28 protein-coding genes and 3 pseudogenes are annotated in these 25,332 nt (G+C 61.3%); 11 read left to right on the top strand and 20 right to left on the bottom strand.

Annotated features, from left to right (window positions below):
• Window positions 1-129: 129 nt before the first annotated feature.
• From ASD00_RS07625 to ASD00_RS07575, 11 genes are all read right to left on the bottom strand, one after another.
• Complete coding sequence (locus ASD00_RS07625; protein WP_025429626.1) at window positions 130-1,593, bottom strand: HAMP domain-containing sensor histidine kinase; 1,464 nt, start codon at window positions 1,591-1,593, stop codon at window positions 130-132.
• Window positions 1,590-2,264, bottom strand: coding sequence for a response regulator transcription factor (locus ASD00_RS07620; protein WP_025429625.1), 675 nt, complete (start codon window positions 2,262-2,264; stop codon window positions 1,590-1,592). The genes ASD00_RS07625 and ASD00_RS07620 overlap by 4 nt, the downstream gene beginning before the upstream one ends.
• An 87-nt stretch (window positions 2,265-2,351) precedes the next feature.
• Window positions 2,352-2,735 carry a hypothetical protein gene (locus ASD00_RS07615; protein ID WP_025429624.1) on the bottom strand — a complete coding sequence of 128 codons (384 nt, stop codon included), beginning with the start codon at window positions 2,733-2,735 and terminating at the stop codon, window positions 2,352-2,354.
• A 101-nt stretch (window positions 2,736-2,836) separates the two neighbouring features.
• The gene (locus ASD00_RS07610; RefSeq protein ID WP_025429623.1) at window positions 2,837-3,142 is read right to left on the bottom strand and encodes a hypothetical protein; all 306 of its coding nucleotides are present in this window, start codon (window positions 3,140-3,142) and stop codon (window positions 2,837-2,839) included.
• A 415-nt stretch (window positions 3,143-3,557) separates the two neighbouring features.
• Window positions 3,558-3,746: a hypothetical protein gene (locus ASD00_RS07605; RefSeq protein ID WP_025429622.1), complete on the bottom strand. Its 189-nt coding sequence runs from the start codon at window positions 3,744-3,746 to the stop codon at window positions 3,558-3,560.
• An 83-nt stretch (window positions 3,747-3,829) separates the two neighbouring features.
• Entirely contained in the window at window positions 3,830-4,048 is a 219-nt protein-coding gene (locus ASD00_RS07600; protein ID WP_128090555.1) for a hypothetical protein, read from the bottom strand.
• Between the two features lie 173 nt (window positions 4,049-4,221).
• Window positions 4,222-4,701 (bottom strand): DUF1801 domain-containing protein, encoded by a 480-nt coding sequence (locus ASD00_RS07595; RefSeq protein WP_025429620.1) that lies wholly within the window; start codon window positions 4,699-4,701, stop codon window positions 4,222-4,224.
• Between the two features lie 11 nt (window positions 4,702-4,712).
• Window positions 4,713-4,925 (bottom strand): hypothetical protein, encoded by a 213-nt coding sequence (locus ASD00_RS07590; RefSeq protein ID WP_025429619.1) that lies wholly within the window; start codon window positions 4,923-4,925, stop codon window positions 4,713-4,715.
• 76 nt (window positions 4,926-5,001) lie between these two features.
• Window positions 5,002-5,412, bottom strand: a complete 411-nt coding sequence (locus ASD00_RS07585; RefSeq protein WP_025429618.1) for an SRPBCC domain-containing protein — start codon at window positions 5,410-5,412, stop codon at window positions 5,002-5,004.
• Entirely contained in the window at window positions 5,409-5,735 is a 327-nt protein-coding gene (locus tag ASD00_RS07580; RefSeq protein WP_025429617.1) for a metalloregulator ArsR/SmtB family transcription factor, read from the bottom strand. The genes ASD00_RS07585 and ASD00_RS07580 overlap by 4 nt, the downstream gene beginning before the upstream one ends.
• Window positions 5,736-5,879: 144 nt before the next feature.
• Window positions 5,880-6,284 (bottom strand): VOC family protein, encoded by a 405-nt coding sequence (locus ASD00_RS07575; RefSeq protein WP_025429616.1) that lies wholly within the window; start codon window positions 6,282-6,284, stop codon window positions 5,880-5,882.
• A 214-nt stretch (window positions 6,285-6,498) separates the two neighbouring features.
• On the opposite strand from ASD00_RS07575, the gene ASD00_RS07570 reads away from it, so the two are divergent.
• The gene (locus ASD00_RS07570; RefSeq protein ID WP_025429615.1) at window positions 6,499-7,302 is read left to right on the top strand and encodes an APH(3'') family aminoglycoside O-phosphotransferase; all 804 of its coding nucleotides are present in this window, start codon (window positions 6,499-6,501) and stop codon (window positions 7,300-7,302) included.
• Between the two features lie 164 nt (window positions 7,303-7,466).
• Here the strand turns inward: ASD00_RS07570 and ASD00_RS07565 are convergent, their stop codons facing one another.
• From ASD00_RS07565 to ASD00_RS07550, 4 genes are all read right to left on the bottom strand, one after another.
• Window positions 7,467-7,727: a hypothetical protein gene (locus ASD00_RS07565; RefSeq protein ID WP_025429614.1), complete on the bottom strand. Its 261-nt coding sequence runs from the start codon at window positions 7,725-7,727 to the stop codon at window positions 7,467-7,469.
• 901 nt (window positions 7,728-8,628) lie between these two features.
• Entirely contained in the window at window positions 8,629-9,117 is a 489-nt protein-coding gene (locus ASD00_RS07560) for a heme-binding protein (protein ID WP_057205824.1), read from the bottom strand.
• A 116-nt stretch (window positions 9,118-9,233) separates the two neighbouring features.
• Entirely contained in the window at window positions 9,234-9,833 is a 600-nt protein-coding gene (locus tag ASD00_RS07555; RefSeq protein ID WP_025429612.1) for a response regulator, read from the bottom strand.
• Window positions 9,830-11,437, bottom strand: a complete 1,608-nt coding sequence (locus ASD00_RS07550) for an ATP-binding protein (protein ID WP_156585491.1) — start codon at window positions 11,435-11,437, stop codon at window positions 9,830-9,832. Before ASD00_RS07550 ends, ASD00_RS07555 begins: the two co-directional genes overlap by 4 nt.
• Window positions 11,438-11,868: 431 nt before the next feature.
• Here ASD00_RS07550 and ASD00_RS07545 point away from each other — a divergent pair, with 431 nt between their 5' ends.
• Entirely contained in the window at window positions 11,869-12,177 is a 309-nt protein-coding gene (locus tag ASD00_RS07545; protein ID WP_057205820.1) for a hypothetical protein, read from the top strand.
• Between the two features lie 141 nt (window positions 12,178-12,318).
• Here the strand turns inward: ASD00_RS07545 and ASD00_RS07540 are convergent, their stop codons facing one another.
• The 3 genes from ASD00_RS07540 to ASD00_RS39815 form a co-directional block, all read right to left on the bottom strand.
• Window positions 12,319-12,858, bottom strand: a complete 540-nt coding sequence (locus ASD00_RS07540) for a ribonuclease H (RefSeq protein ID WP_057205818.1) — start codon at window positions 12,856-12,858, stop codon at window positions 12,319-12,321.
• A 210-nt stretch (window positions 12,859-13,068) separates the two neighbouring features.
• Complete coding sequence (locus tag ASD00_RS07535; protein WP_057205815.1) at window positions 13,069-14,628, bottom strand: ABC transporter substrate-binding protein; 1,560 nt, start codon at window positions 14,626-14,628, stop codon at window positions 13,069-13,071.
• A gap of 276 nt (window positions 14,629-14,904) precedes the next feature.
• The gene (locus tag ASD00_RS39815) at window positions 14,905-15,153 is read right to left on the bottom strand and encodes a hypothetical protein (RefSeq protein WP_146160911.1); all 249 of its coding nucleotides are present in this window, start codon (window positions 15,151-15,153) and stop codon (window positions 14,905-14,907) included.
• 116 nt (window positions 15,154-15,269) lie between these two features.
• Between ASD00_RS39815 and ASD00_RS41535 the strand changes: the two are divergent.
• Window positions 15,270-15,371 (top strand): annotated as a pseudogene (locus ASD00_RS41535) (LysR family transcriptional regulator); the annotation flags it as partial.
• Window positions 15,372-15,920: 549 nt separating this feature from the next.
• Here ASD00_RS41535 and ASD00_RS07525 read toward each other — a convergent pair.
• Window positions 15,921-16,940 carry a substrate-binding domain-containing protein gene (locus tag ASD00_RS07525; protein WP_025429608.1) on the bottom strand — a complete coding sequence of 340 codons (1,020 nt, stop codon included), beginning with the start codon at window positions 16,938-16,940 and terminating at the stop codon, window positions 15,921-15,923.
• Window positions 16,941-17,302: 362 nt separating this feature from the next.
• Between ASD00_RS07525 and ASD00_RS07515 the strand changes: the two genes are divergently transcribed.
• The 8 genes and pseudogenes from ASD00_RS07515 to ASD00_RS40730 all read left to right on the top strand — a co-directional run.
• Window positions 17,303-18,565, top strand: coding sequence for an ABC transporter substrate-binding protein (locus tag ASD00_RS07515; protein ID WP_057205811.1), 1,263 nt, complete (start codon window positions 17,303-17,305; stop codon window positions 18,563-18,565).
• 187 nt (window positions 18,566-18,752) lie between these two features.
• Complete coding sequence (locus tag ASD00_RS07510) at window positions 18,753-19,736, top strand: sugar ABC transporter permease (RefSeq protein ID WP_057205809.1); 984 nt, start codon at window positions 18,753-18,755, stop codon at window positions 19,734-19,736.
• Window positions 19,736-20,566, top strand: coding sequence for a carbohydrate ABC transporter permease (locus tag ASD00_RS07505; RefSeq protein WP_057205807.1), 831 nt, complete (start codon window positions 19,736-19,738; stop codon window positions 20,564-20,566). Before ASD00_RS07510 ends, ASD00_RS07505 begins: the two co-directional genes overlap by 1 nt.
• Window positions 20,567-20,577: 11 nt before the next feature.
• Window positions 20,578-21,606, top strand: a complete 1,029-nt coding sequence (locus ASD00_RS07500) for an ABC transporter ATP-binding protein (protein ID WP_057205805.1) — start codon at window positions 20,578-20,580, stop codon at window positions 21,604-21,606.
• 114 nt (window positions 21,607-21,720) lie between these two features.
• A pseudogene (locus ASD00_RS41530) lies at window positions 21,721-22,206 on the top strand (ThuA domain-containing protein); the annotation flags it as partial.
• Entirely contained in the window at window positions 22,198-22,959 is a 762-nt protein-coding gene (locus ASD00_RS39810; protein ID WP_244496029.1) for a ThuA domain-containing protein, read from the top strand. The pseudogene ASD00_RS41530 and the gene ASD00_RS39810, both read left to right, overlap by 9 nt.
• Window positions 22,960-22,964: 5 nt before the next feature.
• Window positions 22,965-23,435: pseudogene (locus ASD00_RS39805) on the top strand (Gfo/Idh/MocA family oxidoreductase); the annotation flags it as partial.
• A 281-nt stretch (window positions 23,436-23,716) separates the two neighbouring features.
• Window positions 23,717-24,246, top strand: a 530-nt coding sequence (locus ASD00_RS40730) for a Gfo/Idh/MocA family oxidoreductase (RefSeq protein WP_162249718.1), incomplete at its 5' end; no start/stop codon positions are given.
• Between the two features lie 8 nt (window positions 24,247-24,254).
• On the opposite strand, the gene ASD00_RS07475 is transcribed toward ASD00_RS40730, so the two are convergent.
• On the bottom strand, window positions 24,255-25,271 hold the full coding sequence (locus ASD00_RS07475; RefSeq protein ID WP_025428077.1) for a substrate-binding domain-containing protein: 1,017 nt from the start codon (window positions 25,269-25,271) through the stop codon (window positions 24,255-24,257).
• Between the last annotated feature and the right edge of the window lie 61 nt (window positions 25,272-25,332).

Below are 25,332 nucleotides of genomic sequence, written 5' to 3'. Positions count from 1 at the left end.
GACCTCGAAACGCCGAGACATATGTGGACCATCGGCCGACCGTTGATAAGGGCTAAGGCGAAAAGTGATCTGAAAAGTTGCAAAGCCGTTGACGCCTTGTTCGACCGACCGACTGCCGCCCGGTGCTGTTCAGGCGGAGGTGGTCGAAAGCGCCGCGAGGTGATGCCCGTCGACCACCGGCAATTGCAGCCTGATCCGCGCGCCGGACCACGAACCGTAGAGGATATCGATACGACCGCCATGCAGCCGGGCGATTTCGCGGGCCAGATTGAGCCCGAGGCCAGCGCCGCTCGAACGCGGGCGCAGGCGGTAGAAGGGTTCGAAGACACGGTCTCGCTCGTCCTCAGGAATACCGGGACCCTCGTCATGGATCTCGATCCCGCCGCGGGCGTCGACCAGTACGGTGATCGTTCCGCGATTGGCGCCATGCTCGACGGCGTTGCGCAGGAGATTGGCGACCGCCTGCTCGATTTGCTGAACATGAATGCTGACCGGCACTGGCCGCGTCGCATTCGTCTCGAAGGCCAGTTCGTAGCCGGCCTCGAAGGCGAGCGGCGCGAAGTCGGCGGCCAACGTTTTGGCGAGCGCCACAAGGTCGACGACCTCGCGGGTGCCGCTGCCGTGCTCAAGCACCTGGCGTTCCAGAAGCTGTTGGGCCAGATGCGACAGCCGCTCGATATCTTTCCTTAGCCGCGCACTCTGCGGATCTTCCTGCAGCAATTCGGCGCGGGTGCGAAGGATGGCGATCGGCGTGCGCAATTCATGGGCCGCGTCTGTCAGGAACCGATTGCGTTGGTCGTAACCCTCGTCCAGACGAGAAAGCGCGTTGTTGAAGGCATGCACCATCGGCGCGATTTCCGTCGGCACCTGGGCGGTTTCGAGCTGCACCGCGCGATTGTCGATATCGATCCGCCCGGCCTGATCGGCTGTCGCAACGAGACCGGCAAGCGAGCGGCGCACAACGGCCGGCGTGGTGACCAACGTGGCGACGCCCATCACCAGGATGATCGGCAGCAGCAGGCAAAGGATAAGCAGCGCCAGGACCGGCAGCACGCGAAGCCAGTCCGGATTGCCATTGGCATCCTTTGCCATCTCGGCGTTCACGTTGATCTCGACTTCGAGCCCATCGTTCTCGTCGCGCGACGAGATCGAGGAGGCAAGGATCTGCACTCGGCCGACATCGGTGTCGACATTGGCAAGGGCGGCTTCCGGTCGAAGGTCGCCCTGATCGAACCGCAGCGTCGCGCGGCCGATATTCTTCAACAGCTCTCCACCAGCCGCTTCATAGGCGGCCGGAATGCTGCCTTGCTCGACCACATGCCCGTCGGCATCGCGGATGATGAACCAGAGATTGGGGAAGTCTTCCCGGAACGCACGAAGCTCCTCGGTGTCGCGCACAATGAGGCCGCCGCTCTTGTCGTGCGCCACCGCCTCGGACAGGTGCTTGATGGCCGCCTCGTTGTCGATGATCAGCCGAGGCTGGGCGATCGTCAGGATCGCAGCCAGCAGGGCGATGAAGGCGACGAACGTTGCCGCCTGCAGCAGGATCAGGCGGCGCACCAGGACCCATTGAAGCGAGCGAGGTTTTCTCATGCCGTTGCGCGCAGGAGATAGCCGAGGTTGCGGATTGCCCTGATCTCGACGCCGGCCGCGACCTCTTCGAGCTTTCGTCTCAGCCGCGAAAGGTGGGAATCGAGCGCGTTGGAATCGATCTCGTCTTCCATGGCATAGACGGAATCTTCCAGCGTTGCGCGCAGGACCGTGCGGCCCGGGCGGCGCATCAGCGCCTCCAACGCCAGCCTTTCCCGCCGCAGAAGGTCGAGCGGCTTGTCGTCGACGACCGCTTCGCGATGGCGGAAATCATAGGTCAGGCGGCCAACCATGATCTGGTTGGACTTGAGCGTGACGGGACGGCGACCAAGTGCACGAAGGCGCGCCATCAGTTCCTCGACCGCAAACGGTTTGGCGAGATAGTCGTCGGCACCGCCATCGAGACCGGCGACGCGGTCGTTGATGGCGCCGAGCGCCGTCAACATCATGATGGGTGCTTCGACGCGCAGCGCGCGCAGCTTCGGAATAAGGCTGAGGCCTTCGCCGTCGGGAAGGCGACGGTCGAGCACGATCACGTCATAGGACCAGAGCTCGACCACGGCCTCTGCGTCGGCGAGCGTCGAAACATGATCGACGATCACCTGCCGACGCTCGAGCGCGGCCTTCAGGGCCGACGCCATTTCGGGCTCGTCCTCTAGCAGCAGGATGCGCATGCCGATCTCTCCTGAATGCGGTTCCGAAAGCGCCGGAGCCGCGGTGTCGAATGCATCATTTCTCAAATCGGGGGCGAGTTGAAGCGCTCACTCGCATTCGAGCTTCGGTTGACGGAAGTTCGTCACATACCAGCGGCCGCCCTGCTGTCGGGCGTAGAATGTATAGAAGCACTCCTGCTCCTCGACATAGCCCGGCGTTACGGTCTCTTCATAGCGCTGGCCGCGCCGCGTGTCGCGAATCTCACCGCTCGTCGAGCCGGAAACGACGTTGGTGGAGATCTTGCGCCATTGGTAGGCGCGCTGATCCCATCCGAGGTCAAGAACGGCGGTCGGCGGTCCGTAGTCGATGACGACCGATTCCACCGGCTGGCCGATATAGTTCTTCATCACGGTGGAGGCGCAGCCGGTCAGAATGAGGGCTGCGGTGATAGCGATGGCGGCGAAGGTGCCGCGCGCTTTGCAAAAGGGCATGTTCGATCCCGGGTTCGAATTGTCTACCCCGGAGCTAATCTGCCAAGATTACATAGACATTGCGGTCCTATTCGATAGCTTCCCCGACACTTCGACCGGTGTCAGGCGGCGCGGTCTGCAGAAGCGACGACGTCGTCGCCGATACTGGCATAGACCAGCCCCGGTTGAACGATCCATTCGCCCTTGCGCAGCGACTGTACGTCCGGACCTCCGGCAGCGTTGCGCGCGGCGACGCCGACGAACTGGTATCGAAGCCCGCCGCCGTCGGTCGCTATTTCGCGGATTGGCCGTCCGGCGAGGTATCCGACGACCTGCCCTTCGAAACGCACATTCGCCAGAATGAAATACTCGGTGGGCAATCTCCGGCTCTGTTTTGGCGCAAGCCTGAATGCGTTTCTCATCTTCATCGTCTGATACTCGTCATAGGATCTGTCGTTTGCTCCTTGAGGCATCGCTGCTGGCCGTGACGCCGCAAAGGAAAGGGGGCCGGCGTCTCAAGCCACCCGAAAGCCGCGCAAGCATGGCAGCGGCGTTCGAGCGCCGCCTCGGTTGTCATTTCATTGGCGCACTGGCTGATCACGCGTCGGGGCGCGGCAACACTTAGCGCGAGCGTGTATAGAAAATCGCTTGGGAAGAGGGGAGGTGGGAATAAGGAGACCGTAAAGCGCGGAGCTACAGACCATCCGTGTCAACGGGGCAAGTGGTCTTGGCGCGCGACGTTGACGGGGCGCTATCGAGGCTGTTTGCGGCGCCGGTGTCGCCGCACACTTTTTGCGCGACATGCTACGGCGGCATCGCTCAACAGGGTCGACCGGACGTGCACTAGGATTGCTGGACGCAGAAGATCGCGAAATTGAGAATGAACAGCACAAGAAGGGTCGCGAGAAAGCTTCCGAGGGAGACAAGCGCCCTTTCGCCGGCGGCCTTGCCACGGTGCTTTCGGGAGAAGATCGTGATGATCGCAACGCCCAGGGATATGCCGGCGACAACCGGCATGGACATCAGCTGCATCGTGAATCCTGTTTGACGGTGCGGAATCTATCGGGCGCGCGCGGTGATCTTGAACGGACCGCCGTGGATGGGACCTACGGAATTCATCCGTTCACCGGCCGGCCGGTGGTCCGACCGCGGATACGCAGAGCGCCTTCGAGTGCATCCTTGACCTGCATCGCGCGGCGAAGCCCCGGAGACTGGGTCTCGCCCGCGGCCTCGATCGCGTTCTGTGCGTGGGAGATGGCGATACTGATTTCGGCATCGCTGACCGAACGGTCGAGCGCCAGCGCCTGGGCGGCTGCCTCATTTTCCATTGACATCATGTCACTCCATTCAATCACCCAGCATCGGGTGAGGAGCGTGTACTTAGGTGAAGCTGTGCGCGTCCCCAAGTGCATCGGGCGGCCCGATTCAAGCTATGCTTAATGAACCTTTAACGCGCGCGGTGAACTGCCGAAGATCGGCGGAGTCGGGCCACGCAGCCTCATGGCCGTCACATGCGTTCGCCGGGCAGTTGGCTGGCTTGCCCTACCCAGTCGGTGAACTGCTCTTCATCGAGTTGGTCGTCTTCGCGAATGTCGAGGTAGCGAACCTCCTTGTGCTTCGACTGGCCGGGCGGCATCGGATTGAGAGACGAGCCGCGGAAGAACGCCACCTTGACGTACTTCGTGAAGACATGGATGCCGAGGAACCAGCCCTCACCCTCAATGCCATAGAGCGGAGAGTTCCATTTGACGGCCTTGTAGACGCCGGGGACTGTGCGTTCGATCAGCGCGTCGAGGCGCCGGCCGACATCGCTCTTCCAGCCCGGCATCGCGGTGATATAGGCCTGGACGGGGGCGTCGCCATAGCCCTTGGCGATCTGCGGGTTGCCACCGGACAGCAGGGGCACGTCGCCGGCCTGAGCCGGTGCCGCGGCGCGTGGTTTGTCTGCCTTTGCCGCCGCCGGCTTCTTGGATGTCTTGCTGGCCATCGCGCTTTCTCCTATCCGGCGGTGCGTCGCCCGCTAAGGTAAGGCAGCACGAACATGTAGAGACCGGTGGGCACGAGAATGGCGAGTGGGAACAGGGGTAGGAAATAGACCCATTCGGCGGGCTGCTTGCCTACGCCCAAGGCGATGAAGATGGCGGCGACCACCACTGCGAAGACAAGCGACGTCCAGCGGTGAATTTGACGAATCCAGTTGTTCCAGTTCATTGGCACCTCCTCACAATACCAGCCGCAACGGATCGGGCGATCCGCGTGGCGCGAACTCAAAGAATAGGGTTGGTCTTCAGTCCATCCGGCCCAGGACCGCCTCGAGCGCCGAAAGGAATCTCGGCCATCCGGCCGTTGCACCCTGATAGTACGGCTGCTGATCTGGCCGGAAACCGGACTGCTCCATGCGCAGCCGGGTACCGGCGCCCGTCGGGGTGAGCGTCCAGGTCACGAGGCTCTTCAGATCCTTGGTGTCCCAGCTATAGGATAGCGATTTGTTGGGTTCGACCGCCTGCACCTGACAGTCGACGGCGCCCCAGTCGGCAGTCAGATTGAAGCGGTGCCCACGGTCTGGCTTGAAATTGTTCTTCATCAGCCACTCCTCGATCAGGTGAGGCTGGGTGAGCGCGCGCCAGATCTTCTCCGCCGGATAGGGTACCTCCCGTTCGACGATGACGGTGAGCGTTTCGGTTGATGTTTCGGTCATTGGTCCATCCTTTTGAGCAAGTCTTCGAGGTCGTCGAAGCGGTTGTGCCAGAACCCGGCCATCTGGTTTGCCCAGCCGATCAACGGGTCAAGCGCGCCGTGCTGCGCGCTATAGTGGGTCAGGCGGCCTTCGTGCCGATCTTGCACCAGGCCGGCGCGCTTCAGGATCCCGAGATGTTTGGAAACGGCCGGCTGCGATATCCCGGCGTGCGCCGTAAGTGCCCCGACCGTCTGGTCGCCGTCGCGGCACAGCCGCTCAAAGAGCGCCCGTCGCGTCGGATCGGCAAGGGTTTTGAACAGGATCTCGTGCGGCTGTGGCGTCACAATTCAATAACTCGTTGGCTATGGATTGGATCAATAACCGCCGAGCTATGGGTAGTCAAGCCCGGTTCTGACGTCGTCGACGTTAGGTACAGTGGCAATCCTTGCGGAAGTCCGTGGCGTTGGAACCCTTCGTGCTCGAGGGCCTCAGGGCCTGCCATCCGTAAACTGCACAAGATCCCAAAGGTTGCCGTAGAGATCCTTGAAGACCGCGACGGTCCCGTAGGGTGCATCCTTGGGTTCCCTGACGAATTCGACGCCGCGTGCCACCAGATCGGCGTAGTCGCGCACAAAGTCATCGGTCCGCAGGAAGAGAAAGACGCGGCCACCCGCCTGGTCGCCGATATAGTTTTCCTGGTGGGGACTGGAAGCGCGGGCGAGTAGCAAGGAGGTGCTGCCGTCGCCGACCGGTTTGACGACGACCCAGCGCTTGTCCTGTTCCGGTTGATAGCTGTCCTCGACCAAGGCGAACTTCAGCTTGTTCACATAGAAATCGATCGCTTCGTCATAGTCTCGAACAACAATAGCGATGAGTGCGAGCGTCTGGTTCATTTTACCCTCTGTCCTGTGCTGGAAGTGCGCGGCGTTGCCGGCGTCAGTTTGATCGAGCATCGGCCAGCGTTCTGTGGAAAGCCACCATCGGTGATCGGCGCGGCCGGGCATGAGGCAGCAGACGGCGTCTAATTTGTCGGATCTACGATGTTGCAATCTTTGCTGGCGGTACCCAGCTAACACAAGCACTTTTGAGGTCGCGGGAGTCTTCGCATTGAGTTTGTCACATGAATTCTTCGGGCGTTCGCCCTTCGAATGGGTGCCGGTCGTCACGGGAGAGTCCGGAGATTTCGTCTATCAGCGCAGCGACGGACGAGCCTATGCCAAGGTCGCGACGGCGGCCCGGTCGGCCGAGCTTTCCGGAGAGCGCGATCGGCTCCTGTGGCTGCAGGGCAAAGGCATCCTGACGCCTGAAGTGACTGATTGGCACATTGCCGACGAAGGTGCCTGCCTGATCATTTCTGCAATCGAAGGCATCCCGGCAGTGGATCTTTCGGCTGCCGACCTACTCGAGGCCTGGCCGTCCATGGCCTGGCAACTCGGCTCTCTCCACGCGCTCGATGTCGGCCAATGCCCATTCGACCGCGGTCTGGCGCCCATGTTCGCGCGCGCCGCGGACGTGGTGGCCCGGGATGCCGTGAACGCCGATTTTCTTGCGGTCGATGATCAGGAGACACCCGCCCACGACCTTTTGGCGCGCGTGGAGCGCGAACTTGCGGTTCGCCTCGAGCAGGAAACGGGTGACAGGGTCGTCTGTCACGGTGATCCGTGCATGCCGAACTTCATGATTGACCCTCGAACCCTTCGCTGCAGCGGCATGATCGATCTCGGTCGTCTCGGAACGGCGGACCGCTACGCCGATCTGGCGCTGATGACAGCCAACGCCCGTGAAAGCTGGACGAGTCCGGATCAGGAGCAGCGGGCTTTTGCCATCCTGTTTGATACATTGGGAATTGTAGCACCCGATCGTGCGCGTCTCGATTTCTACCTGCGTCTCGATCCACTGACGTGGGGCTGATGGCGCCACCCGTCGATGGGCCGGTTCCAGCGTGAGCCTGATGGCTCGGCTATGATGTTTACGTCGCGTCCGCGCGGCAGGTCACGGGCACGACTTGCATCGTGCCCGTGTTGCGCTATGGCGACAACCGTCTTGCCCGTCGGGCTTGGCGGTTGCCTTCCACCTCAGTTGATCAGAACCGAGGGGGCCCACCGAGGTGATCCCCACGCAGCGATCCAGGGGTCGTCGGGCGGTTCGTCGACTTCGGGAAGCCCGATATCGCGGCGCATCCGGTTGGAGAGGCCGGTTGTCTGGTTGACCAGTCGGTGATGCCGCCAGGCTGCCCTGACGAGGCCGGCTGTTGTTCTCCAGATGCCAAATGTACGGCACAGTTCGTCGAGGGCTGCCGGCAGGGTGCCGACAACCGGAAATGATGTTTCACGCATGTGTTCATCCCGATGCTGCGACGCGATCGGGTCCTCTAAAAGTTGATTTGGGCTTGGACGCGAATGGTCTCGCGGTGGGCCGGTAGCGTTAGGTCAGTTGGGAAATGCCGAGCCGTCGAAGGTCAGCGTTTAGGCGCTTCGTGAACCCGATGGGTCGACGCAGGATGCGAGATGCATCCCGAGCACAGCAACGAATCCACCAGAAGTGCGCATATTAAAGAGAGTATATGTCATCTCACGCCTCCTATAGTGTGGGTTGCTGACAATGCAACGTCGCATGAGAGTATTCTCTCCGCAAGTCGCAATTTCGAATTGCAAATATTGATGTGAGATATGTTGCTGAGTTGCAACACCGTTCTGTTGCCCGGGCATCGATAAACCAGCGCACGCTTGCTCTGCCGTTTCTATGAGACAAGGCTGCTGCCGCAAAGACTGTCTCTGTGCTAACGGCCGCTGGCGCCCGTCGCCTGGAGCGGTGATCGCGGAAGCGTTCCGCCGTTCTTCTCGCTGCCTTTGCTTGCCGAATTTCTTAGTGAAACCGGAAGGACGAGGCTTGTCTGGTCGGGTGTGCTTTTCCGGAGCGTGGCACCTGTTGGCCGATTGATGGCGACCGCATTTATCGGCCGGGACCCAAGGGGGATGATCCCTGCATTGGATGGCGACCGCTACCCGCGCCTAGACAGTGGCAGGCCAGGCCGGCTTCGCTGTTCGAGCGATGCCAGCCTGGCCGAGACCATGCATAGGAGTGTGAGCAAAGGCCGCCGATCGCACCGGAAGGGCCGGTCCCACCTGCGGTCGCCTAAGCGCGTCGCGATGTCAAAAATTCAGTCGCTGCGCTCTGCGCCTTGTCTTTCCATGTCGCGCAAAACTGCTGGGCTTTTTTGCGCGACATGCTTCTGAATTACTTCAGCTGGCCGGCAGCCTTTTCGATCGCGGCCGCTGCGCAGGCCTCATCGAGATTGCCACCAGGAGCGCCACCCACGCCGATTGCGCCAATCGTGACGTCACCGGCCTTGATCGGTACACCACCGGCGAGCACGAGAAAGCCTTCGATGTTGACCAGCTCGGCTGCGGCCGGGTTCTTGGCGACGTTCTCTGCCATTTTCGAGGTCGGTGTGCGCGAGGATGCGGACGTGAACGCCTTGGCGCGAGCCGCCTCAACCGTATGCGGTCCGGCGTTGTCGGCGCGCACGAGCGCGCGCAGCACGCCGGCGCGATCGACCACTGCTGCCGTCACGTTGTACTTATCGGCGGCGCAGGCCTGGACCGCATTCGTGGCGATCTCGACGGCGAGGTTCGACGGGATATTCTTTTCGGTCAGCAGTTCGGCCTGGGCGGTGCCGCTGACGATGACGAGCGCGGAAGCCGTTGCGAGAAGGGTCTTGATCATGGCGTGGTTCCTGTCCTTTTTCCGGAGGAAGCGTTTCGCTTTTCCGAAACCAGAACTATCCAATCGGCCCCGCCTGCTGAATCCGCGATGGCACCACCTGGCATAGGTAGGACAACCTATGCCGGTCCCTTATCCGCGAGCGTTAGCCGCACGAACTCGGCCACCGAACTGGTGCCAAGCTTCTCGGCTATCTTCGCCCGGTGCGCATCGATGGTTCGTGCCGATATGTTGAGCGCTGCCGCAATCTCCTTGCTTGCCCAACCCAAGGCGACCATATCGAGAACCTCGCGCTCGCGTTCGGTCAGCCGTGCGAGCTGCAGTCGTGCCTCGCGCTTTTCGAGCCGTGCATCGAAGCTGGCGAATGCCTGCTGCAGCGCCTCCACCAACACCTCGCCGTCCACCGGTTTGGTCAGGAAATCCTGGATACCGGCCTTGAACGCCCGTCGACAGGCTGCGACGTCGCCATGGCCGGTGATCATGATCGTCGGCCAATCAATGCCGCGCGCGGCCAGTTTCGCGTGCAGTTGCAGCCCCGAAACCAAGGGCATGCGCAGATCGACGATAAGGCATCCCGGCTTCTCCTCATCGATATGCGTCAGGAAAGTCTGGGGATCGCCAAATGTTTCGACATTGATGCCATAGGTGCTGAGCAGAAAGGCGATCGCTGTCCGTACCGCCTCATCGTCGTCGATCAGATAGACCCGGTATTTGCTCACTGCGGCTCCTGTTCCTGCGCACGTGGCAGCGTAATCGTAAACCACGCCCCGCCACCTGCAGCATTTTCCGCTTCTATTCGGCCGTCGACGCGCTCGATCAGGGTCGAACACAGCGAGAGCCCCAGGCCCATGCCATCGGGCTTGGTCGTAAAAAACGGTTGAAACAGCTTCGGAAAAGCATTTGCGGCGATCCCCGGTCCATTATCACGCACGATGATCTTTACCTCGTCGCCAATGGCTCGTGTCTCGATTTCGACCTGCGCGTCTTTGGTCCCTGCGCCCTCCAGCGCGTCGGCCGCGTTGCGGATCAGATTGTGTAATACCTGCTCCAGCTCAATCGGGTCGACGTCGGCTGCAAGCGGATCCTTCGTCAGGTCGAGGCTAAACTGGATGCCGCGTCGCTGAAGATCGGAGCCGGTAAGCGCCGCGATTTCGGCAACGATACCATTGATCGCGCTGGTGACGGGCTCGGGCGTGCGGTTGGAGGCGTAGTCGCGCATCCGCCGCAGCATCTCTCCCGCACGCTTCGCCTCGCGGACATTGACTTCAAGCGCGTCTGAGATCAGCCCGATATCGGGCTTGTCCGTGCCGGCCAATCTGAGCGCCGCCTGGCTGCGGCTGAGCATTGCCGTCAAGGGCTGCGTCAGTTCATGCGCTATGCCTGACGCCAGTTCGCCCATGGCGTTGACACGCGAAGCATGAGCAAGCAGCGCCTGTCGCTCCTGCAAGAGCGCTCGGGCTTCGGCCTCTCGCGTCGACTTCTGGGATTTCTGGACGGCGGCGCGCTGGCGCAATGCGAACACTAGCGCGAACGACGCCAGTCCGGCCATTGCCGCAAAGCCGATCAACGGTCTCAAAGGCAGGAGCGCCTCAGTCGGCATCGGCCGGTCGAGTGACAGCGAGATCCTTTGGCTCTCACTGTCGATCGTCGATTCGAAATGGGCGGGCGCGACGAAAGATGTGTTGCCACTGACGGCATCCTCGGCCGGCAGGTCGAGCAACAGCTGCTCGTTGAGCGTAAGCCTGACGTGCGCCCATCGCGGTTGTTCCTCCTGCTCCAGCAGATGGCGCGCGTCGATGGAAATCACCAGCGCGGTGTCCGAAGGCGCCTGTGCCCGCTTGGCCAGCAGATACCGGCCATTACTGCCGACATAGGCCCCTCCCTTGCCGCGCTGTTGTCGCGTGATTGCGTCGCGCAACGGGGAAAGATCTTCGCCCCCGCCGGAGGGGACTTCGAGCAACAGTTTAGGTGCACCGCCACTTTGTGCCGTTGCGGCGCCTTGCAGTCCGACCTTGTCATCGAGCGAAACAAGCGCGAGCCAGGCGATGCGCGGATAGAAACGCGCAACACTTTCCATCACCTGCCGGGTGGCGTCCAATCGTGTGGGGTCCGTGTCGCTGGTCAATGCGATCAAGCTGGTCATGTGGGCGTCGTGCTGCGCGGCACGCTGGGATATCAAGCGGTGCAGGGTCCGGCCCGTCACCGCCAGTTCATCGGTCAGCCGCTGCCGCGACGCTTCGACGGAATAGAGCGCAAATGCCGAGACCGCAGCGAGCCACAACGCCACGCCGAACAACCAGGACTTCAAGAGGGTGTTGCTCACTCAAACTCAACCAGGGTCAAAGATGACGTGGCTGGTCTGCTGCCGATGTCTTCGGCCTGATCCAACACGCGTAGCGTAAAATGAGCACTCAATTCAAACATGTCTCTGCTTCGCCGGCTACCGCATCCCAATCTGATGATTGACCCCAAAACGTTGGGGCCGTGAGACGTCATACCACACGCACGTGATGATGAAACCTGGCGGAACCTGACGCGCGGTGGCACACACCGCTGCAGCCCCACAGCGCCGCGCGTCTTATTAGACGCGCAAAGGTCGCTGTAGCACTTTGAATTGCTGCGCGTGCCATGCAGCAGCCGCATGGCCGGCATGATTTGCTTATAGCCGCTGCGATTTCCATATGAGGTGCAACACCAGAATTCGAACGTGATACCAGCGCCGCGGCTCATCCTGCCGGGCGCGAAGGAGATAACATGGTCGGGATCCCAAAAACGCTTGAAGACATGAGCATGCGCGAACGGTGCTGCATGCTCGAAACGGTCGCCGGTGCGCTCGATGCTGTCGCCGAAGAGGCCGAAGACCTGGGCGACGCCCGTTTTGCCGCCAACTCGAAGTGTGTTGCATGCACGATCCGCGGATATGCCGACAACCTCGGAACGCAGGATCTCAAATCTGCCGAGCTTCTTCTCGAGCTGGGGATTACGCTCGTGCATCTGTCCTCGACGAGATCAACTGCTGCCGTGGCTGCTGTGATGACCCACACACCGGAAGCCTGCCATTAGAGGATTTCCAGGAAAAGCGCGAAGCGGTTTTCCGTCCGGAAATGGGTAAAACATGGCGTTAGAGCGTTTCGCGGAAACGCTCTGGCCGTCCTGGCAATGCCGTCATTGGCATCGCCGAATTGGCGAAAGACACTGACGGTTTCAACGGTCGCTGCACCGGGCAGATTGGCGCGCAAGTCCCGCAAGGGTATCCGCACGCTCGTTGCCAACGAGCCCGGAATGGCCCTTGCACCACGCGATAGCCAGTTGGGGATTGCGAGACAGCTGAAGATCGATCGCCATCCAAAGCTCGGCATTGGCTATTGTCCGGCTTCTGGCCTTCGCATTCGGGACAATCTTTTTCCAGCCGTTGTTCTTCCAGATCTGGCGCCAGCTGTTGCAGCCATTTACCGCGTAAACGGAATCGGACCAGACGATTGCGCGTTCGCCTGAGGCATTGCCGTTGACCCACAGCGCTGCCTTGAAGAGCGCGGTCAACTCCATTGTGTTGTCGGCGGAAGGTCGGGCGCCGCCAAACTCGGATGCTATTTCCGCGCCATTGCGATAGACGACGAATGCCCATCCGCCTTTGGCAGAGGTCGGTTCATACGAGCCGTCCGTAAAGACGTGAAGGCCCTCGGAAATGGGCAGTATCTCGGCGGTGTGATCGGGAGCACAGAGCTTGGTGAAAATGCCGTTCATCTTGCCATTTAATCCTGTCGCGTACATCTGCCTAACGTTTTACATTCTGAAGTGGGCTCAAGGCAGAAGCCGCCGTACGATCCATACGGGGTTTGTGGAAGCGGATGCCGCTCGAAATAGGCTGGCGACGCCACGATCGCGATTGGGACGCGCTGAAAACGCAAGTTGGGCAGGAGCTGGAACGCCTGTCGTTCCAGCTCCTCACGGCGGTTACTCGGCGAAATGAGCCAGCCAGTGGCGCGGCTTGTTGTCCGCCAGCTGAGCGACCCGGTCGATCTCATTGCTCATCGCCCAGGCCATTGGCTGCTGGTGCAACGGCAACATGATCATTTCGTCCTTGACCATCTGGAGTGCCTTGGTCTGCAATTCGAGCCGCTTCGTTCGATCCATTTCGGTCGATGCCTGGATGATCAGCCTATCAATATCTGGATAGCTCCAGCCACCCCAGTTGAAAACGCCCGCCTTGTCGCTCCTCGTCTCGATCATCTGGAGCAGGATCGAGTAGCTGTCGAGCATCGGCTCGTTCGCCCAGCCGATGAGGTAGACATCAGATAGACCCCCCGTGCGCTTGGGCGCCTGTGCAGCCGTCGGGCCTATGTCGAGCTGCGGCTTGAAACCGGCGCGGCTCAGCATGTTGACGATACTCTGGCAAAGCTCCTCCTCGTTGATATAGGCCTCGTTCGTGCAGACGAGGGTGAAGGGGAGATCGCTGGCGCCGGCTTCGGCGAGCAGCTTTTTTGACAATTCGGGATCGAACGGCACCACCATGTCCAGTGCTTCGGCATACCCGGGAATCTCAGGCGCAATGATCGTCCCCGCGATCCTCGACTTGCCGCGCATGACCCGCTTCTGAATGAGGTCCTTGTCCAGCGCATGGGCGACAGCCTGGCGGACACGCAGGTCGTTGAACTTGTTGTCGACGCCGTTGGCCAGGTTCGGTTTGCGGTTGAAACCGACCATGATGGTGCGCAGGTCGGTGCGCTCCATGACCTTCAGGTCCGGCTGCGCGACAAGGCGCGGGATATCCTGTGCAGGCGCATTCTCGGTGAAGTTGATCTCGCCCGACAACAGCGCGGCTACTCGCGTCGCTGCCGAGATGATCGGTGTGAACTCGATGCGATCGATGTTGGACTGCGACGCGTCCCACCACTCGGCGTTCTTGACGAGAACGGTTTTGCTGTCGGGCGCGCGGCTCTCGAGCTCAAACGGACCAGTGCCGTTGGCGTGGTAGGTGGCGTAGCCTTCGATCCTTTTGCCGACATCCGTTGGCTTCAGCGAGTTGTTGTCGGTGAGCCAGGTAGCGTCGAAAATGTGGATATTCGTCAGGTCGTTCAGCAGCAGCGGGGAGGGTCCGACCAGTTCGATATCGACAGTGTGGTCGTCGACCTTCTTCGCCGACTTGTAGGCCGGAAGGTTGCCGCGGAGCGGGGACACCGGATCGCTGACCCGAGTAAGAGAGGCAATCACGTCGTCCGCGGTGAAGTCGGCGCCATCATGGAACTTCACGCCCTCGCGCAGATGGAACCGCCAGACCGTATCCGATACGGTCTCCCAGGATATCGCCAGCGCCGGCTCGATCTTCAGTTCGGCGTCAAAGCGGACAAGCCCCTCATAGACGTGATTGAGAAAAGACAGCGTGTAGCTGTCGCCATAAGAATAAGGGTCGAGCGAATAGATGTCGCGCGAGGCGCCCCATTTGAGCGTTTCCGCGTGACCAGCCGCGGAAAGCGCAGCCGACATGACGGCCGCGAGGGTCAGTTTCTTGAGCATTCTGCAGTTCTCCCTGGTTGAGGTCACCTATCCCCTTGACGGGAATCTTTTTCGTAAAAGGCACGGACGGCTCGCAGCCGATACGTCGGATCGCCGGGTCAGCCAGTGGCGCGGCTTGTTGTCGGCGCGGACACGATCTGCTCAATCCTGACGGTCATCGCCCGAGGCCACCGGCTGCCGCTACAGCGGGAACATGAGCAACGCGTGCTTGAACTGAGCGCCCCCGTTTCGATCGCCAGACGCTTTGGCGGTCGAGCTCCTTAGCCAGCAAGGTAATCAAGTTGTCAGCGTTGAAATCCGTATCGTTGCCAAACTCGCCACCTTGCGTCGCTTGAAACGCCAAATCTTGTTGTCGATAAGCTGCCAGTCGATAGCCAGCGCAAACACCATCGACGTGGTTGAGGAACGTTCGATGCGGAATGGGGATAGAGTGAGAAGATGCACGCCGATCGGCTCAGCGGAGCGTGTTGGGTGTGCGCCACTCGCAAAAAGCCCAGCGGATACGCTGTCGCGACGGTCTTCCAAGGACCTTGCATCAACACTGCTCCTCCCTAGCTCGTGCCTGCTAACCGGGACCATCGCACACAGACAGCATTTGTCAACGTAATTGTCGACAATGTTGAGTACTATTTATAACTGATTTGTTGACAATCAGGACGGCCAGTCTTGGCATCGGCTTTGCGCCGGAATGGACGCTGGATCTGCCCAACCGCAATTTCGAGCTCAGGAAGGTGAGGGGTATCACGCTGACCGTGGCCCTTCAGCCGAGCGGTGCCCTCCTCGTCGCGGAGGCTTATTCCCCGCAGGACGCTCTGAACTGGTTCGGCGTCAAGGCCGCCAACCCGGTCCCCGAGTACCTCGAACAATTCTCGCCCCATTCCTACGCCGCGGCCGGCAAGGAACTCCACTTCCTTCGTCACCCGGAAGCCCCCGGTCGTCTCTATGCGCACGACGGCATGCGAGCGACCCCTAAGACCACCCGCTTTTGGCTATGAGGGCAGCGCCGGCATTGTTACCTTGAGGTGGCTTAAGGGGCGGTGGGACAGTCTGTATTACGGTGATCGTTTGTTGCGGAGCGCTCGGAGCTCGGCAAGAAAGGAGGCATAACTGCCGTCTGGCGCAGGGACGAGACTGAGCCTTGGAGGTCCTGGTCCCAGGTTTGCGAATCGTTGTTTGGGCGGCGGCCTTCTTGCCTGGTCGAACCGCGGAGGGATAGCCGAAGATTGCAAGATGTAGCCTTCGAAGAAGCTGCCGAAGCCCGGCCTGTAGCAGCCGATGGCCAGCGTTCCTTGTTAGCTTTGGCGGAGGGGCGTGGTCGATTCACGAAGAATAAGCTCGACCGGCCAGAGTTCGTGGATCTCGGATGCGGGTCTGCCGGCGAGCAGTTGCAGCACGAGATCGGCGGTGCGCGCGCCGGCGGCGCGCATGGACGAACGAGTGGCGGAGAGCGAGGGGACCATGGTCTCGGGTGTCAGATAGGGAAAGACGTCGTCATGGGCGATCACGGAGATATCGCGTCCGATTTCGAGCCCGATGGAGCGCGCTGCCCGGTATACTCCAAGTGCCGTCATCATTGAGCCGGCGACGAACGCCGTCGGGCGGGGGGTCTGCTCGAGGAAGGAACGTGCGAAGCGGAAGCCAAGCTCGTCGGTAAAGTTGCCGTGGGCGACGAGACGCGGGTCAAACGGGATGCCTCGCTGTTGCAATGCATCTCTGTATCCCTTGTCGCGATGAAGCGAGAACGTTCGGCCCTCGCGCCCATTGATCATCGCGATGCGTCGGTGCCCGAGATCGAGCAGATGTGATGTTGCACGGTGAATGGCGCCCTCATTGTCGATATCGAGCCAGGCATGGGGCACGTCGGTTTCGGAACGGCCATGGACCAGGAAGGGCATGCCGAGCCTGTGCAGCAAGGTGATGCGTTCATCATTCGGTTCCGGCGAATGCACAATCACGGCGTCCACCCGGCCGCTTACGGCCAGCCGGCTGTAGAGTTGGATCTCGCCCTTGGTGGCTTTCTCGTCCATTGGGCTGACCAGGATGTCGATGTCCTGGGTTCCCAATCTCTCCGCCATGCCACTCATGAACTCGGAGAAGTGGAATTCACCGGACCGCCCCATGACGACGCCGATGGCGCCGGCGCGCCCGGTGACGAGCCGCACAGCATTGATGTTCGGACGATAGCCGAGGCGGGCGGCTTCCTCGGCCACCCTTGTTCGCGTTTTCTCGCTGACCTCGGGATAGCCGCTCAGAGCACGGCTGACTGTCGTCGGCGAAAGGCCCAGTTGTTGCGCGAACTCCCTTAGCTTCATGCGATACTCGTATCCTCAGCCCTCATTATCCTGCAGGAATATACGCCTTCACCGCCGGTAACAATCCAATTGTCGGCGCGTTCCCACATGCATCTCCTCGCGAGCAAATAACCAAAGCGTTTTAAATTTTGACCGAACATGCGTAAATCCATATTTGCCGCTTGTCTCCATCATAAACGATCATGCACTCGGCAATATATTGAATCATAATAATAAAATTCTGAGTACCCATGTATTTGCAGGGGGTTTCTCGAAAGGGTTGACAGATTTTTCTGCTTCTGGCAGCTTTTTCCAACCAAACCGCTTTCGAATTACTGAGGAGTTTTCGAGCGGCATAGGGGAACCAGGAGGAGTCAACCGACATGAGAGCCATTCTCAGCGCCTTGAGTTTTTGCACGGCCATCGCCGCAGCCGATGTCGTCGTAGCCGCCGAGCTTTCGCTGGCGGCCAACACGACCGGGAAGAACGTCAATTTCATCCGCGAGCAACTCGACGTCTTCGAGAAGCAAACCGGGCACAAGGTGAGCCTGGTCACCATGCCGCCGTCGAGCAGCGAGCAGTTCAGCCAGTACCGTCTGTGGCTTGCCGCCGGAAACAAGGACGTCGACGTCTACCAGACCGACGTCGTCTGGGCGCCGCAGCTCGCCGACCAGTTCGTCGACTTGACCGAAGCGACCAAGGATGTCGTCGGTCAGCACTTCCCGTCGATCATTGCCTCGCAGACCGTCAACGGCCGCCTGGTGGCCCTGCCGGCCTTTACCGATGCGCCGGCGCTCTACTATCGCAAGGACCTCTTGGAAAAATACGGCAAGGCGCCGCCGAAGACCTGGGACGAACTGGCGGCGACCGCCAAGGAAATCCAGGAGAAGGAACGCGCCGCCGGCCAGGCAGACCTCTGGGGCTACGTCTTCCAGGGCAACGCCTATGAAGGATTGACCTGCAATGCGCTCGAATGGGTCAAATCTTCAGGTGGCGGCCAGATCGTCGAGCCGGACGGCACAATCTCGATCAACAACGAGAAGGCGGCGGCAGCCATCGACCGCATCAAGGGATGGATCGGCACGATTTCGCCGCAAGGCGCGCTTGCCTATCAGGAAGAAGAATCGCGCGGTGTCTGGCAGACCGGCAACGCCGTCTTCATGCGCAACTGGCCCTATGCCTATGCGCTTGGCAATGGTGACGACAGCGCGGTGAAGGCCAAGTTCGCCGTCACGCCGCTGCCGACGGCGACTGATGGCGATCAACCGTCCTCGACGCTCGGTGGCTGGAACCTTGCCGTCTCCAAATATTCCGACGATCAGGAAGCGGCGATTTCTCTCGTCAAGTTCCTCGCATCGCCTGAGGTGCAGAAGCAGCGGGCCATCCAGCTCTCTAACCTTCCGACGGTTGCTGCTCTTTACGACGATGCGGAGATTGCCAAGGCACAGCCGTTCATGCCGGCCTGGAAGCCGATCTTCGAAAGTGCCGTGCCGCGGCCGTCGGCGGTCACCAAGGTCAAATACAACGAGGTTTCCGCCAAGTTCTGGAATGCCGTTCACAACACGCTGTCCGGCAACGGCACGGCGGCAGAAAACCTGGAACTGCTCGAAGTCGAACTCACGGAGATGAAGGGCGACAGCTGGTAATCCTCCCGGGGGCGAGGGAAGTGCTTCAGGGCCTTCCCTCGCTCCACCGAGCCACTCCGGCGCGCTGGAATACAGGAAATTCCGGACAGAGAACAGTTTCACACTTTCCCCGGAATTGCCTTGGCGGCGCCGTTCCTCTCAGGCCAACCGCTCGGCCGTGCGCCGAATGGCAAGGGTGAGTATAGACATGACCGACCTTTCCCTCGCAGAGCCTCCTGGAACACTCGAGAGTGGTGCCAGAATCGGCTCCGACCTCAATGCTCAGCGCATTCGTTCCGCCTGGGTCTTTCTCGCGCCGACCTTGCTGGTGTTGGCGTTGGTGGCGGGCTGGCCGCTGCTGCGCACCATCTATTTCAGCTTCACCAATGCGTCGCTGACCAACCTTGAGGGCGCCGAGTTCGTAGGCTTCAAGAACTATCTGAGCTGGATCACGCTGAAGAGCGGGCGCACGGTCTATAACGGCCTGCTTGCCGATCCCGCCTGGTGGAACGCCGTCTGGAACACGCTGAAATTCTCGGCGCTATCCGTCACCATTGAGACGGTGTTGGGACTGGTTGTGGCGCTGGTGCTGAACGCCCATTTCCCGGGGCGCGGGCTGGTGCGGGCGGCGATCCTGATCCCGTGGGCCATTCCGACGATCGTTTCCGCCAAGATGTGGGCGTGGATGCTCAACGACCAGTTCGGTATTCTCAACGACCTGCTGCTCGGCCTTGGTCTGATCAGCCAGAAGATCGCCTGGACGGCCAATCCGGAGACCGCGATGGTCGCGGTTTTGATCGTCGACGTCTGGAAGACGACACCGTTCATGGCGCTGCTGATCCTCGCCGGGTTGCAGATGGTGCCGTCGGATATCTACGAGGCGGCCAAAATCGACGGGGTCCATCCCGTCAAGGTCTTCTGGCGGCTGACGCTGCCCCTGATCCGGCCCGCTCTGATGGTCGCCGTGATCTTCCGCATGCTCGATGCGCTGCGCATCTTCGATCTCATCTATGTGCTGACGCCCAACAATGCGCAGACCAAGACCATGTCGGTACTGGCGCGCGAAAACCTGTTCGACTTCGACAAGTTCGCCTATGGCGCCACCGCCTCGACGATGCTGTTCCTGATCATTGCGGCGATCACCGTCGCCTACATGTGGTTCGGCCGGGTCAATCTCGAAGGAGAGCGCTGATGATCGCCACTCTTACCAGACGCACGGCGTTCTATGCCCTCGTCGCCGCCATTATCATCATGGCCGTCTTCCCGTTCTATTACGCGGTCCTGACGAGCTTTAAATCCGGAACCGCGCTCTTTCGGGTCGATTACTGGCCGACTGAGATCTCCTTCGAGAACTACGCAGGGATCGTCTCGAGCAGTGGCTTCCTGCGCAACCTCGCCAACTCCCTGCTGGTCGCAACCGTCGTCGTCGCGGTGTCGCTGCTGCTCGCAGTCACCGCTGCCTATGCGCTGGCACGGGTGCGGTTTCGCGGACGCGGGCTTTTGCTTCTGACGATCCTGTCGGTGTCGATGTTTCCGCAGATCGCCGTGCTTGCCGGTCTGTTCGAACTCATCCGCTCGGTCGGGCTTTTCAACACGCCGCTGGCGCTGATCTTTTCCTACATGATCTTCACGCTGCCCTTCACGGTCTGGGTGCTCACCACCTTCATGCGGGATCTGCCGATCGAGATCGAGGAAGCGGCGATCGTCGATGGCGCCACACCCTGGGTGATCATCACCCGGGTGTTCCTGCCGCTGATGTGGCCGGCGCTGGTGACGACGGGCCTGCTCGCCTTCATCGCCGCCTGGAACGAGTTCCTGTTTGCGCTGACCTTCACGTCCTCAGACAGCCAGCGCACCGTGCCGGTCGCGATCGCGCTTCTTTCGGGCAACAGCCAGTACGAAATTCCGTGGGGCAACATAATGGCCGCATCGATCATCGTCACCGTGCCGCTGGTGATCCTCGTTTTGATCTTTCAGCGGCGGATCATTTCCGGGCTCACGGCCGGCGGCGTCAAAGGATAGGGGAGAAAAACATGGCAGAGCTTCAATTGCGCAACGTGCGCAAGTCCTTCGGCGCCTTCGAGGTGATCAAGGGCGTCAGCATGGATATCCGGGCCGGCGAGTTCATGGTCTTCGTCGGACCGTCCGGCTGCGGCAAGTCCACGCTGCTGCGCTTGATTGCCGGGCTCGAGGAAATCACGGGCGGCACGCTTTCCTTCGACGGGCAGGTGGTCAACCAGTTGACGCCGTCGAAGCGCGGCATTGCGATGGTGTTCCAGTCCTACGCGCTTTACCCGCATATGACGGTCTTCGAGAACATGTCTTTCGGCATGCAGCTTGCGGGCAAGGACAAGGAGAGTTGCAAAAAGAGGGTGGAAGCGGCGGCAGAGATGCTGCAGCTCACACCCTATCTACAGCGACTGCCCCGGCAGCTCTCCGGTGGCCAGCGGCAGCGCGTCGCGATCGGCCGCGCGATCGTACGCGACCCCAAGGTCTTCCTGTTCGACGAGCCGCTCTCCAATCTCGATGCGGCACTTCGGGTCGCGACCCGGATCGAGATCGCCAAGCTGCATCGCAGTATGCACAAGACGACGATGGTCTATGTCACGCATGATCAGGTCGAGGCGATGACATTGGCAGATCGCATTTGCGTGCTACGGGATGGCGTGGTCGAACAGATCGGCACGCCGCTCGAACTCTACGAGAGCCCGAATTCTGTGTTCGTCGCCGGCTTTATCGGCTCGCCGAAGATGAACTTCCTCTCGGGCGCTCTTGCTGCTCCCTACGACGCCCACACGATTGGCATCCGGGCCGAGCATCTGGAAATCAGGGCGGGTGACGGCAAATGGTCCGGGACGGTGGTGCATTCCGAGATGCTGGGGTCCGACAGCTACATCTATCTCGATATCGGCTCCGCCGAACCGGTCATCGTCCGGGAAGGTGGCACCTCGCTTCACCAACCGGGAGAGATCGTACAGATCTCGCCGGTCGGCGACAACATTCACCGCTTTGATGCGTCGGGGCTGGCCCTGGGCCGTGCGCCCATGAGAGGGGCCGCCTGACAAGCCCTGGTGAACACTGAGACGGCCTTAAGCTTCGGGGTCGCCAATTCATGGCGACCCGATCAATCGTAAGACGACATGCCCGTGACGGGCGAACACGCAGGGAGAATGACCGTGCCTATCAAAACAGTCGTATGGGGCGAGAATATCCATGAGCAGACCAATGAGGTGGTCAGGAGCATCTATCCGAACGGGATGCACAACACCATCGCGGCGGCGCTGAACACGGACGTTTCGATCGAGGCRACGACGGCGACGCTGCAGGAACCGGAGCATGGCCTGAGCGAGGAGCGACTGGCGAAGACCGATGTGCTTCTGTGGTGGGGGCACAAGGACCACGGYGCSGTCAGCGACGAGGTCGTCGAGCGCGTTGCCAAGCGCGTCTGGGAAGGCATGGGCCTGATCGTSCTGCATTCCGGCCAYTTCTCCAAGATCTTCAAGCGGCTGATGGGCACGCCCTGCGCATTGAAGTGGCGCGAGGCCGGCGAGCGTGAACGKCTSTGGGCGATCAACCCGCGTCATCCGATCGCCGAGGGGATCGGCGAGAACTTCGTGCTTGAGAACGAAGAGATGTATGGCGAGCAGTTCTCCGTGCCGGAAACAGTCGTATGGGGCGAGAATATCCATGAGCAGACCAATGAGGTGGTCAGGAGCATCTATCCGAACGGGATGCACAACACCATCGCGGCGGCGCTGAACACGGACGTTTCGATCGAGGCRACGACGGCGACGCTGCAGGAACCGGAGCATGGCCTGAGCGAGGAGCGACTGGCGAAGACCGATGTGCTTCTGTGGTGGGGGCACAAGGACCACGGCGCCGTCAGCGACGAGGTCGTCGAGCGCGTTGCCAAGCGCGTCTGGGAAGGCATGGGCCTGATCGTSCTGCATTCCGGCCAYTTCTCCAAGATCTTCAAGCGGCTGATGGGCACGCCCTGCGCATTGAAGTGGCGCGAGGCCGGCGAGCGTGAACGKCTSTGGGCGATCAACCCGCGTCATCCGATCGCCGAGGGGATCGGCGAGAACTTCGTGCTTGAGAACGAAGAGATGTATGGCGAGCAGTTCTCCGTGCCGGAACCGCTGGAGACGGTGTTCATCTCCTGGTTTGCCGGCGGTGAAGTGTTCCGTTCGGGTCTCACCTGGCGTCGGGGCGCCGGCAACATCTTCTATTTCCGCCCGGGTCACGAGACCTATCCGACCTATCACGACGCCAAYGTGCAGAAGGTGCTGCGCAAYTCGGTCAAGTGGGCCTACAACGCCGACAACCGCTACACGGCGATCCATGACGCACCGAACGTTCCGGTCGAAAAGGCGCTGGAGCCGATCGTCGAGCGCGGCGAAGCGGGTTACAGGTGAGCATCATGCGTCTTCTCGTTGTTGGAACCGGCGGCATGGCCAACAGCCATGCCCAAGCCTTCGCTCAGATCGAAGGCGTGGAAATGGTSGGMGCGGTCGATGTCGACCCCAAGCGCGCCAAAGACTTTGCCGAGAAACACGGCATAGCCAATACCTTCACCTCGCTCGACGAAGCGATTGCCTGGGGCAAGTTCGATGCGGCGACGAACGTGACGCCGGACAAGGCGCACCACCCGACGACACTGGCATTGCTTGCTGCCGGCAAACATGTGCTGTGCGAAAAGCCGCTGGCGGAAAACTACGCCAAGGCGGCGGAAATGGCCGATGCCGCSGAGCGATCGGGGCTGGTGACCATGGTCAATCTGACCTATCGCAACGTCGCGCCGCTGCAAAAGGCGCGGGCGATGGTGCTGGCCGGCGATGTCGGCCAGTTGCGCCATCTGGAGGCGTCCTATCTGCAGAGCTGGCTCGTCTCGATCGGGGCTGGTGACCATGGTCAAYCTGACCTATCGCAAYGTCGCGCCGCTGCAAAAGGCGCGGGCGATGGTGCTGGCCGGCGATGTCGGCCAGTTGCGCCATCTGGAGGCGTCCTATCTGCAGAGCTGGCTCGTCTCCAAGGCGTGGGGCGACTGGGCGACGGAATCGCAATGGCTCTGGCGGCTGTCGACCAACCACGGCTCGAACGGCGTGCTCGGCGATGTCGGCATCCATATCCTCGACTTCGCCGGTTATGGCGCCGGCACCGACGCTGAGCGGNGGCTGTCGACCAACCACGGCTCGAACGGCGTGCTCGGCGATGTCGGCATCCATATCCTCGACTTCGCCGGTTATGGCGCCGGCACCGACGCTGAGCGGGTCTTTGCGCGGCTGAAGACCTTCGACAAGGCGCCAGGCAACCGCATCGGCGAATATGATCTCGACGCCAATGACAGCTTCGTCATGACGGCCGAGTTCAGCAACGGCGCCATGGGCGTGATCCATGCCAGCCGCTGGGCCACCGGCCATCTCAACGAGTTGCGGCTGCGGCTGCATGGCGACAAGGGGGCGCTCGAAGTGGTTCATACGCCCGATGGCTCGACGCTTCGCGCCTGCCTCGGCACGGATGTTGAAACGGCAACCTGGCGTGATGTCGATGCCGGCACGGTGCCGACCAACTACCAGCGCTTCGTCGCCGCGGTTCGGGATGCCAAGACGGTCGAGCCCGGCTTCCGCCATGCGGCAAACCTGCAGAAGGTGCTCGATCTGGCGATGGAGACCGAGGCGGAAAGGCGCGAACTCTCGGTCTGATAAACGCCTCAGCCGGCCGGCGGGGCGGTGGAGTTGCGCATGACCAGCTCCACCGGCCAGACCTCGTTGAGGTCGGCGGCCGGCGTGCCCTGAAGCAGATCCAGAACCATTTCGGCGATCCGCGTTCCCGCAGCGCGGATTGACGAGCGTGTGGTGGTGAGCGTTGGGATCAGGTTCTCGGGGCTGAGATACGGAAAGACGTCGTCGTGGGCGATCAGCGAGATATGTTCGCCGACCGTCATTCCGGCGCTGCGGATTGCCCGCATGGCGCCGAGTGCCGACATCATCGAGCCGGCCAGCACCGCCGTCGGCCGGTTCTCCTGAGCCAGAAACCCCTGCATCAGGCGAAAGCCCATCTCGTCGGTGAAATCGCCGTTGCCGAGCAGGTTGGGATCGATGCCGATGCCGCGAGCGCCAAGCGCCGCCGCATAGCCATCCTGGCGGTGTTCGGTAAAGGTATAGCCGCGATGGCCGTTGACGAGCGCGATGCGGCGATGACCGAGCGCGGTCAGTAGGTCGGTTGCCTGGCGGATCGCGCCGTAATTGTCGATGTCGAGAAAGGCGAAATTGCCTGCCGTCTCGGTTCGTCCGTGCAGGACGAAGGGCAGCCGCAGGTCTGTCAGCAGAGCGATGCGGGGATCGTCGACCGCGGGCGAATGCAGGATCACCGCATCGACGCGCTTGCTGGCTGCAAGCCGGCGATAGGTCGCAAGCTCCGCTTCCCGACTGTCGACGGTTGAAAGCAGGATATCGACGTCGGCCTGTTGCAGCCGGCTACCGAGCCCACCCATGAACTCGCTGGTGTGCGGGCCGAAATCGCCGCCGCCGCGAAAGACGATGCCGATGGTGCCGACGCGTCCGGTCGCAAGCCCAAGCGCGCTGGTGTTCGGTCGGTAACCAAGTTCGGCCGCCGCCTTCAGCACCCGTTCGCGCGTCGCCTTCTTGACTTCCGGATAGCCGCTGAGCGCGCGGCTGACCGTCGTTTGAGATAGCCCCAGCCGGCCTGCGAACTCCTTGAGATTCATTTCATTTTCCCGTTGCCGTGGAGATCATAGCCTACCGGGCTTTGCCCGTGCAACAAGGCAT

Source organism: Ensifer sp. Root31, assembly GCF_001424825.1.
In the GTDB taxonomy this organism is placed as follows: Bacteria; Pseudomonadota; Alphaproteobacteria; order Rhizobiales; family Rhizobiaceae; genus Ensifer; species Ensifer canadensis.
Note: the sequence above shows the minus strand (reverse complement) of the source record. Positions and strands in the feature narration are given on the sequence as shown.